Here is a 10,469-nt window from a genome sequence, read left to right on the forward strand (position 1 = left end):
CCCATCACCCCGAGAGCCCACCCGAATGTCCTACCGCGCGAAACGCGAGAATGCCGGCCTCGAGGCCGAGCTGGCGCGCCTCGAAGCCCAGGCGGCCCTGAGCTGGGTCGCCGAGGCGCGGCGTCTGCGCGGGCTCGGCCTGCCGGAGCGACCGCGCATCCTGGAGCTCGGCGCAGGCCCGGGCTGCGTGACGACGCGGCTGCACGACCTGTTTCCCGGCTGCACGATCACGGCGCTCGACGACGACGAGGACATGCTGGAGGTCGCGAGAGCGCGGTGCGCGGGCCGCCTCGGCATCACGCTGACGCGGGCCGACGCGGCCGCGACCGGGCTCGCGGAGGCGAGCTTCGACCTCGTCCTGTCGCGCTACCTGTTCCAGCACCTCGCGCGGCCCGACCTCGTCGCCGCCGAGGCGCTGCGCGTGCTGCGTGCGGGCGGCGTGCACGCCGTCATCGACATCGACGACGAACTCTGGGGGCTCGCGGAGCCGCGCTTCCCGGCCCTGCAGGCCATCCACGCGAAGGCCTCGGCGTCGCAGACCGGGGCGGGCCGCAACCGCCGCGTCGGCCGCGCGCTCCGGTCCATCCTCGACGACGCCGGCTACGCCGACGCCGCGCTCGACGTCTTCTGCTACGGCAGCGACTGGCTCGGCCTGGAGCCGTTCGGGGCGCAGATGGACCCGGCGCGGCTGCTGCCCCTCCTGCGCGACAAAAGCCTGTCGATGAGCGACTACCTCGCCGCGCAGGCGATGACGGACGCGTTCACGGCGACGCCGGGCGCGCGCGTGCTGCTGATCGGCTTCATCGGCACCGGGAGGCGCCCGTCGTGACCGGCTTCCCGCCACGGCCGGTCCTGCGGCGCGACCTCCACGCCGAATGCCTGCCCCTCGGCCTGATCCTGCTCGGCGAGCGCCGCCGGCACGTCCTTCCGGGACGGGCCTTCTCGGCCGTCGCGCGGCAGATGGACGGCGCTCGCGATGCGGACGGCATCGCCGCGGCCGCCGCGGCCGAGGTGTCGCTGCCCGAGGCCTGGTACGCGCTCGACGCCCTGCTCGCCGGCGGCCACCTCGTCGATACCGCCCCCGCGATCGAGCGGGCCGAGGCCGCCTGGTGGGACGGCCGGTCCGTCGAGCCGCGGCGCGCGACGGAGGCCCTCGCCGCCCTGAGGGTCCGCGTCGACTCCCTGGGACCCGATCCCGCGCCGGTGCGCCGCGCCCTCTCGGGCATGGGGATCGGCACGGGTTCGGGGATCGGCGACGGCGAGCCGGACATCCGCGTGGTGCTGACCGACGACTACCTGCGCGGGGAGCTGGGGCGGATCAACGCGGAGCGGCTGCGGGACGGGCGGCCCTGGGTGCCGGTGCGCCCCGTCGGCGCCACGGTCTGGATCGGTCCGGTCTTCCGGCCCGGGATGTCGGCCTGCTGGGCCTGCCTGGCCGAGCGCATCGCGCTGAACCGGCAGGTCGAGCAGTTCGTCCTGCGCCGGCGGGGACGGACGGCGCCGCTCTTTGCCGCCCCGCCGAGCCTGCCGGCGACCGAGCAGGCGGCCGCCGACCTCCTGGCGACGGCGATCGCCGACTGGGGCGCCGCCGGCGGCAGCCGCCTCGACGACACCCTGGTCACCTTCGACTTCTCGACCCTGGCGACGCGCCGCCACGCCGTGATCCGCCGCCCCCAATGCGAGGCCTGCGGCGACCCGGCCCGGTTCGGGACCGCGAAACCCGTCATCCTCGGCAGCGTGCCGGCGCTGACGACCGCCGATGGCGGCCACCGCAGCGTCTCGGCCGAGGAGACCCTCGCCCGGCTCGCCCACCACATCAGCCCGATCACCGGCGTCGTGACGTGGCTCGAGAACTACGTCGGGCACACGGAGGACCTGATCTACAGCTACACGGCCGGGCACAACTTCGTGATCGGCCACGACACGCTGCGCTGGCTGCTGGAGGGGTTGCGCAACCGCACCGGCGGCAAGGGCATCACCGACGTCCAGGCGAGGGTGAGCGCGGTCGGCGAGGCGATCGAGCGCTACAGCGGCGTGCATCGCGGCGGCGAGCCCGCCGTCAGGGCCTCCCGCCTCGATCTGGGCGAGGACGCGGTCTCGCTCGAGCGGTGCCTGAACTTCAGCGACGCGCAGTATCGCGGACGCACGACGACGGACGACGCGTCGAGCATCCTCCATCGCGTGCCGAACCGGTTCGACCCGACGCTGGTCGTCGACTGGACGCCGCTCTGGTCGATGACGGAGGAGCGCTTCCGCTACCTGCCCTCGGCCTATTGCTGGTACGCCCATCCCGAGTCGCGCCGGCACTTCTTCTGCGCCGGCGAGTCCAACGGCTGCGCCTCCGGCGCGACGCTCGAGGAAGCCATACTCCAGGGCTTCTGCGAACTCGTCGAACGCGATGCCGTGGCGATCTGGTGGTACAACCGGATCGGGCGGCCGGGCGTGGATCTGGCGAGCTTCGCATCGCCCTACCTCGATCGCCTGAGCGCGCATTACCGCAGCCTGCACCGCGACCTCTGGGTGCTCGACCTCACGACCGATCTCGGCATCCCGACCTTCGCGGCCTTGAGCCGCCGGACCGACCGGGCGGTCGAGGACATCGTGTTCGGGTTCGGCGCCCATCCCGACCCCGACGTGGCGCTCCTGCGCGCGGTCACCGAGCTGAACCAGTTCCTGCCGGCGGTGGCGCGGTCGGATGCCGACGGGCGCACGGTCTATGCCTGGCCCGAGGACGACGCGATCCGGTGGTGGCGATCCGCGACCGCGGCGCGGGAAACCTGGCTCCTGCCCGACCGGGCCCTGCCCGCGCGCAGGCGCGGCGACTTCTCCTACGAGCCGAGGACCGACGTCGCGGACGCGGTCCGCGACTGCGTCGCGCTCTGCCGCCGGCACGGCCTCGAGATGCTGGTGCAGGACCAGACCCGCCCCGACATCGGGTTGCACGTCGCCAGGGTGGTGGTTCCGGACCTTCGCCATTTCTGGCGCCGCCTCGGTCCGGGGCGCCTCTACGACGTCCCGGTCCGGCTCGGCTGGCTCGAACGGCCCACGCCCGAAGCCGCGCTCAACCCGATCCCGGTGTTCATATGACCTACGCCCACGGCTGGTACTGCCTCGCGTTCGAGGACGAGCTGACTTCGCCCCTGACGCCCGTGACGGTGGATGGACGGCGCCTCATGATCGTCCGCCGCGATGCGGGGATCGAGGTCTTCGACGCCGATTGCCCGCATCGCGGGGCGCATCTGGCGGTCGGCGGCCGCCTCGAGGACCGGCACGTGGTCTGTCCCTATCACGCCTACCGCATCCGGCTCGGAGGAGAGGCGGCGGGATGGTCGGTCCGCCGGTACGAGAGCCTCTTCCGCGCCGGGGCGGTGTATGTCCGCCTGTCGGAGGCTGAGGACAACGGCTGGCCGGCGACGCTCGACGGGCTTCTGGAGGACCACGACGTGACCCCGGGTCTCACGATCCCGCTCTCGACCACCATGGAGGCGGTGATCGAGAACGGCTTCGACCGGCTGCACTTCCACGCCGTCCACCGCCTGTCGGTCCATTCGTTCACGGTCTCGCCGGCCCCCGACGGCGCCCTGACGGTGCGCGGGCGCTTCTCGACCCGCACCCGGGACGGCTCGCCCTCTGACCTGTCCTACGACGCGCGGGCGTTCAGTCCCGGCCTGATCCTGGTGCAACTCGGAGGATCGGCGCCCTACGGCGTGATCACCGGCGCGATCACGACGTCGCCGACCACCTGCACCGCCCGCCTCTCCTTCGTCTTCCCGAAAGGCACGCTGGCCACGGCGCAAGGGCAGCGGCAGAAAGCCGGGCTCGCGGATTACAGCCGCCAGGGACTGACCGACGACGACCGGGTGTGGCGGAACGTGTCGCGGTCGGCGGTCCCGCACTGGAGCCCCGACGACGAGTCCGTGAGGGGGTTCTACGCGTTCTGCCGCAGGTTCGAGAGCGGGTCCGCATGACCGGTCTGCCGGAATCCCTGCACCTCGCGATCCGCGTCGAGGGGCATGACGGGCCGTGCGTGCTCTGGATCCACGGGTACACGATCGATTCGAGCCTGTGGCGCGGCCTCTGGGATGCGTTGCCGGGTTGCCGGCACCTCGCGGTCGACCTGCCCGGCCACGGCGCCTCGCCGCCGCTCCGGGCGGAGGAGACCCTGGCGACGCTCGGGCGGCGGCTCGCACGCTGGGCCGTCGCCGAGGGCGTCCGGCACGTCGTCGGGCTCTCGCTCGGCAGCACTGTCGCCCTGCAGGTCGCCATCGAGGCGCCGGACGCGTTCGAGACGCTGACTCTCGGCGCACCCGCCTTCGGCGGCGGCCCGGTGGAGGGCGAGGTCGGACGGCGCTACGCGGAATTGCGCCACCTGCACCGAGATCTCGGCCACGGTCCGTGGCTCGCCGATCGATGGATGGTGTCGCCGCCGGACCTGTTCACCGCCGCGAAGGGCAAGCCGCTCCTCTGGCCCGACATCGCCCGCGTCGTCCGGCGCCACCGGTGGGAGGAATTGCCCGATTTCGCCATCGCCCGGATCGCGACTTGGCCGCAGCCCCTGGCCTCCATCCGGAGGATCCGCGCCCGCGGGCGGATCTTCATCGGCTCGTCGGAGATGCCGGCCTTCGTCGAAACCGCCTTCATCCTGGAATCGGCACTGGAGCAGGCGGAGATCGTCCGCCTGGACGATGCGGGCCATCTCTGCATGATCGAGACTCCCCTGGCGGCCGCGGAGACGCTCCGGCTCGACTGGGGGCTCTGCTCCTGACGTCGTCGCCCCGTCCGACTACGCGCCTGCGTTCGGGCGGTCGGCCGCCAGGGTCCGAAGCTCGACGGCGCAGGCCATGGAGATTGCGGCCTTTCCCGCCCCGACGACGATCGTGCGAACGCGGGGCGGCTCCGGCAGGGCCTTCGCCAGGCTGACGGCCGGATCGGCCGCGAAGACCTGCCGCAGGCGGTCTCATGACTCGGTCACGGCATCCCTTTACTCGTTATCGCCCTGGATCGCAGCGATGACCGCATCGGTGACCTGGCGGGTCGTCGCCCTGCCGCCGAGATCGGGGGTGTGCAGGCTCGGATCGGCAGTCACCCGCTCCACCGCGCGCATCAGCCGGTCGGCTGCCGGCTTCTCGCCGAGGTGCTCCAGCATCTGGCAGGCGGTCCAGAACGTCGCGATCGGATTGGCGATGCCCTTGCCCGCGATGTCGAAGGCCGAGCCGTGGATCGGCTCGAACATCGACGGGAACTTGCGCTCCGGGTTGATGTTCGCGGTCGGCGCGATGCCGAGCGAGCCGGCGAGCGCCGCGGCGAGGTCCGACAGGATGTCGGCGTGCAGGTTGGTGGCGACGATGGTGTCGAGGGTCTCGGGCTTGATCACCATGCGCATCGTCATGGCGTCGACCAGCATCTTGTCCCACGTCACGTCCGGGAACTCCTGCGCCACCTCGGCGGCGATCTCGTCCCACATCACCATGGCGTGGCGCTGGGCGTTCGACTTCGTGACGACGGTCAGGAGCTTGCGTGGGCGGCTCTGTGCGAGCTTAAAGGCGTAGCGGATGATGCGGCTGACGCCGGTGCGGGTCATCATCGAGACGTCGGTGGCGACCTCCTCAGGGTGGCCCTGATGGACGCGCCCGCCGACGCCGGCATACTCGCCCTCCGAGTTCTCGCGCACGATGACCCAGTCCAGTTCGGGGCCCGAGACATGGCGCAGCGGGCTGGTGATGCCGGGCAGGATCCGGGTCGGGCGGACATTGGCGTACTGGTCGAAGGGCTGGCAGATCGCGAGTCGCAGACCCCATAGGGTGATGTGGTCCGGCACGTCCGGCGCGCCCACGGCGCCGAAATAGATCGCATCGTGGTTCCTGATCTGCTCCCGGCCGTCCGCCGGCATCATCACGCCGTGCGTCTTGTAATAATCGGAGCCCCAGTCGAAGTGGTCGAACTGGAATTGGAACGTGCCGGTCTTCCCGGCCAGGACGTCCAGCACCTCGATGCCGGCGGCGATGACCTCGATGCCGATGCCGTCGGCCGGGATCGCGGCGATTCTGTAGGTCCTGGTCATGACAGTGCTCCGTATGGGATGAAGGATGTGGAAGGGTCAATGCGCGGATACATATATTATATTATATTTGGAGCGACAGAATAAGGAGGAACATGGATCGCTTTAATTTTTTTCCGATAAGGCAATAAGTAATCTGAATATATATCTTTGCCAAAATGCACCATATCCTCGACCGCGAAGCCCGTTTGACGTAAAATACCCGCCCAAATTGATCCATCGACACACAGACCCTGAATCTGACTGGTTGTAAAACAGTAATCAGCCTTACTCAATCCAAGTTTTATTATGACGTGATCCATCCAAATTTGATCGTAAGGACATTCCGCAACAACAATGATTTTCTTGCCGGCGGCTGCCGCTGATTTATAAATCTGCCCCATGCGCGTATCTAATTCGAGACAATCGGCGGCAAAATCCGCCTCTTGTTCCAACGCCAGGGGATCATCGATGCCAAATTCACTCGCAAGCTGCGCAGCAATTTCTTGAAGACTTGCATTGCCAGCGTGGCGATGATCGAAGCGCGACTGCAACTCGGTTAGCTCTCGCCGAGCGACGTAAAGGGAACCTACGCCCCCGATCCGGGACCGAAGTAAATTTTTCGATATCTTTTCCAACGCGAGTCTTTCGGCCTCTTTCTTTGTTTTGTGTGTCAATGAAAATAAATCAAAAGATACGCAGCGGGATACAGACATATATTCAGAGATGTAGTGAGTCGAGAAATTAGGATCATATCTAAATTCTCGAACATCGACTTTTTCGTAGATTTGACGCGAAGGATTATAATTATAATGCTGGAAACCGTTTGACGTAGTGATCGCTCCGATCAGGCGCTCCACGGCGTGATGCATCGTTCCATCAGGCTGGGCGTATTCCGACGGAAAAAGACTGTAACTCCAATCGTGATCCAACAGCTGATCAATCGCGATAGGCCTGACCCAGAACATCCCTCCGACGGGATATCTGACGAACCCCGGCGAAAATCGCAATCCATGCGACTGTCCCCATTCCTGCGCTATCGCATAATTGCCGAGCCAATGCTCGCTCCAGAATGGCAGCGGCGCATAGGTCTGCGGATACGCCAATCCACAGTTCGGATTTCGTTTGAATAAGTCAATCGTCGATCTCCACAATGCAGGGGTTCCGATCGAGTTTTCAATCAGGTATTCCCCCCAGCCCGCGAATAAATCACCACGGATAAGGGATTTTTTTGTATGAATATGGCACATCAAATCGTATTTTCTTAATTCATCTCTAAACTCCACCAAGAATTGGGCAAAATTTCTACCCCTATTTGGACCGACAACAATTTGGCACGAGCCGAAATTGCCCATTGTGTCAGCCTTTGAGGCGATAGTCTCAGCGATCTCGTCGTCGCTTGTTGTAACAAATATATCGAATTCGAACGGAGCGAGAGAAAGACGACAAAATATTTTTTCGGCGATGTCAAGATAATGACAATGGATGACGACAGCAATTTTCATTTCTTCACCTTACGTATTCATCCAAAAATTTTTCCATTCGGTTGCAATAGCAAATAACAATTTGCAATGTGCGTCTCGCTCAACCTCCATGCCAATTTCCCAGAACAATATTCGCCGAAATTCTGTTTCGTAAATCCTCGGTCATTCGCGCAACGAGGCTTAGGGTGCTAGTGAGGACCAAGGGGCATGCGCTGACAAGATGATCGTCTCGCGATCGCGCACCTACTGACCGAAAAGGCAAGACATCTCCCCAGAATCTGCGCCGTGCCATTTCGACCATTCTCAGGCAGCCTCCGGACCGCGCTGCCTTGCGCACCATCCTGGCCGAATCAAGCCCCTGGTGGAAGGCCATCCAGATCTTCATCCGCTGGACGCAAGCCGGCCCCTGGGAACGCTTCCTTTCGCGCAGACCCGGGTCGCTGCCCTCGGCACGGTGTTCTTCGACGGCATCAGCCTCCGCGGCCACAAGCAATCAGCGGAGACGTCGAGATCCGGGGGAAATGCCTGCGGCCAAGCCATCGGGACGTGGCGCAGACCGAGAGCGGTGCGCTTGGACGCGCCGAGGCGCCTTCTCGACGAAGGCCGAATACGGCGGCCCTACGCATCGTCGCCGACGACGGGACGGGCGGGCTCGAACGCGTCGCCATCCTTGGACAGATCGGCGAGGGGCTGGAGCGCCTTGCGGAATGGGTGAGCAAGGACGAAGAGGACCACCAGTTGCAAGGTGGTCTCGCAAGGTGGTCTCGCCGGTCGATGATCGGGTGTAACGGTTTAGACACACTCTGCATTAACTTCAGCCGCATGACGGCGGTTGAGACGCTAGGGAAAATTTTTGGAACTCTCAGGCTGGCGAGAAGGCCGTGTCATGTGATAATCGACGTCCAAGCATAACCAATGCGGGCGCTCACTGTTTCAGTATAGGCGTGCATCCTGCATACCGTCGTTCTCAAAACGCATAAAAATCCAAATATTGGGGTCTAAGATGGCAAGCGTTACAGCAGGCACCCGCGACCAAGAAGTGTCTTTCATCTCCGGCGTGAATGCCGATGGAACGCTCGCCGGCCCCGCCTTCGCGACTTACAACGGCGATACACCGGATACGTACGGAAACACGTCTGGCCAATTTCATTGGGGACCAGTGAATACCGCAGGGACTGGTGGCGGCCTGCTGAATTATTATTTCGATACGAATGCAGGCTGGAACGCCAACGAGCAAGAATCGCTCGTCTCCGGCCTGAATATGTGGTCTGCGATTGCGAATATTTCTTTCCAGCAGACAACTATCGCTGCGGACGCCAACATTACATTTACCCGTAATGCGAATGGCGATGCGTTTGCGCAATCGAGCTCGCAGCAACACGCTGTTGGCAGCACCATCATCACACCGCCCGATGGGAACAGCGTCACGATCTCAATGGATATCGGTGACAGCACGAGGCGTGTCGGTGGCCACGGAGCGCTGGGGGACTTCCAGAGCGGAGGCTATGGCGTCAGTACCGTTCTGCACGAGGAAGGCCACGCTCTCGGCCTCGGCCATGGTGGACCATACAATGGGAACAACGTGCCGAGCCAGCAGCTGGGTGCTTACGACAACCAGATCTCGACGACCATGTCGTACTTCAGTCCCCATGGCTCGACGGCATATGACAGTCCGGTCGGCGCAACCAACTGGACGACAGGCGGCACTCAATACTACCCTACGACCTGGATGCCCCTCGATATAGATGCGATCCAGCGGCTGTATGGCGCCCAGACGAACGGCCCGCTGAACACTGCCCAGACTTTTGGATACAATACCACGATTACCGGAAGCCTTAAGCCTTATTTCGATTTTACGATCAATACCAGACCGATTCTCACGCTCTACGATACGGCCGCAAGTGGCAACACTCTCGATCTGTCGATGAGCAGCGATGCGGCGACGTTGAATCTGAATTCCGGCACTTATAGCAGCGCCTTTGGAATGACGAACAACATCGTCATCTATGACAAGACCTATATTCAAAATGTGTACTGCGGAAGCGGGGACGACATATGCACTGTAAACAGCGATAAGGGAAATACGATCGACGGCGGCGCGGGCAACAACAAGGCGATATTTTCTGGAAATCGCGCCGATTATGTGATCACCGAGAAAAATGGATCGACCCAGGTATCGCAGGCGTCGAAGCCCAATGGCCCCGTGAGCACATTGAGCAAGATTCAAACATTGCAGTTCAACGATCAATCCGTTGCTGTATGTTTTGCCAGCGGCTCTCTCATCTTGCTGGATCGTGGCGAGGTCGCTGTGGAGCGCTTGCGCGTCGGCGATGTCGTGGTGACCGCCTCCGGCGAGCAGCGCGCGATCCGCTGGATCGGCCACCGCACCATCGACTGCCGCAACCATCCCAATCCGCTCGCCGTCCTGCCCGTCCGCATCGGCAAGGACGCTCTCGGCCCGAACAAGCCCGCCCAGGACCTCTGGGTCTCCCCCGGACACGCCATCTGCCGGGACGTGGACGGCGAGGCGCTCATCCCCGCCTCCGCCTCGTCAACGGCGCCGCCGTCACTCAGGTCCCGGTCGACACCGTCACCTACTGGCACGTCGAACTCGACAGCCACGACCTGCTCGTCGCCAACGGCCTGCCCGCCGAGAGCTACCTCGACATGGGCAACCGCCGCTTCTTCGCGCAGGAGTCGGTCGTCGACCTCGCGGCACGCCCCGATGCGGATGCCGCGTCCCGCACCCATGCCGATTTCTGCCGGCCCTTCGTCGGCAAGGGTCCGCTCGTCGACGAGGTCCGTGCCCGCCTTCGCACCCGGGCCCTCGAGAACGGCTGGACGCTCGAGCAGAACGCGATCGCCGAGCTCCATGTCGGGGTCGGCGGGCAGGTGATCCACCCGGTCCTGGACGGCGCGACGGCGCGGTTCCGGTTGCCGGCGGGTTG

7 protein-coding genes and 1 pseudogene are annotated in these 10,469 nt (G+C 64.7%); 6 read left to right on the forward strand and 2 right to left on the reverse strand.

Annotated elements, in window-relative coordinates; genetic code table 11:
• Positions 1–25 precede the first annotated feature (25 nt).
• Genes BM430_RS10895 through BM430_RS10910 form a run of 4 tightly spaced genes read left to right on the forward strand, consistent with a single transcriptional unit; the run spans position 26 to position 4,765 of the window.
• Positions 26–829, forward strand: coding sequence for a class I SAM-dependent methyltransferase (locus tag BM430_RS10895; protein WP_093567272.1), 804 nt, complete (start codon positions 26–28; stop codon positions 827–829).
• Complete coding sequence (locus tag BM430_RS10900; RefSeq protein ID WP_093567273.1) at positions 826–3,087, forward strand: TOMM precursor leader peptide-binding protein; 2,262 nt, start codon at positions 826–828, stop codon at positions 3,085–3,087. Before BM430_RS10895 ends, BM430_RS10900 begins: the two co-directional genes overlap by 4 nt.
• On the forward strand, positions 3,084–3,968 hold the full coding sequence (locus BM430_RS10905) for a Rieske 2Fe-2S domain-containing protein (protein WP_093567274.1): 885 nt from the start codon (positions 3,084–3,086) through the stop codon (positions 3,966–3,968). The genes BM430_RS10900 and BM430_RS10905 overlap by 4 nt, the downstream gene beginning before the upstream one ends.
• On the forward strand, positions 3,965–4,765 hold the full coding sequence (locus tag BM430_RS10910) for an alpha/beta fold hydrolase (protein WP_093567275.1): 801 nt from the start codon (positions 3,965–3,967) through the stop codon (positions 4,763–4,765). Before BM430_RS10905 ends, BM430_RS10910 begins: the two co-directional genes overlap by 4 nt.
• Before the next feature lie 216 nt (positions 4,766–4,981).
• On the opposite strand, the gene BM430_RS10920 is transcribed toward BM430_RS10910, so the two are convergent.
• Complete coding sequence (locus tag BM430_RS10920) at positions 4,982–6,061, reverse strand: tartrate dehydrogenase (RefSeq protein WP_093567276.1); 1,080 nt, start codon at positions 6,059–6,061, stop codon at positions 4,982–4,984.
• A 56-nt stretch (positions 6,062–6,117) separates the two neighbouring features.
• A complete protein-coding gene (locus BM430_RS10925; protein WP_093567277.1) occupies positions 6,118–7,542 on the reverse strand; it encodes a rhamnan synthesis F family protein in 1,425 nt (474 codons plus the stop codon).
• A gap of 471 nt (positions 7,543–8,013) precedes the next feature.
• Between BM430_RS10925 and BM430_RS35235 the strand changes: the two are divergent.
• Positions 8,014–8,208, forward strand: a pseudogene (locus BM430_RS35235) (hypothetical protein); the annotation flags it as partial.
• A gap of 316 nt (positions 8,209–8,524) precedes the next feature.
• Positions 8,525–10,417 (forward strand): Hint domain-containing protein, encoded by a 1,893-nt coding sequence (locus BM430_RS10935; RefSeq protein WP_093567278.1) that lies wholly within the window; start codon positions 8,525–8,527, stop codon positions 10,415–10,417.
• The last annotated feature ends 52 nt before the right edge of the window (positions 10,418–10,469 follow it).

Origin of the sequence: Methylobacterium sp. 174MFSha1.1 (assembly GCF_900116815.1) — a bacterium.
GTDB lineage: Bacteria > Pseudomonadota > Alphaproteobacteria > Rhizobiales > Beijerinckiaceae > Methylobacterium.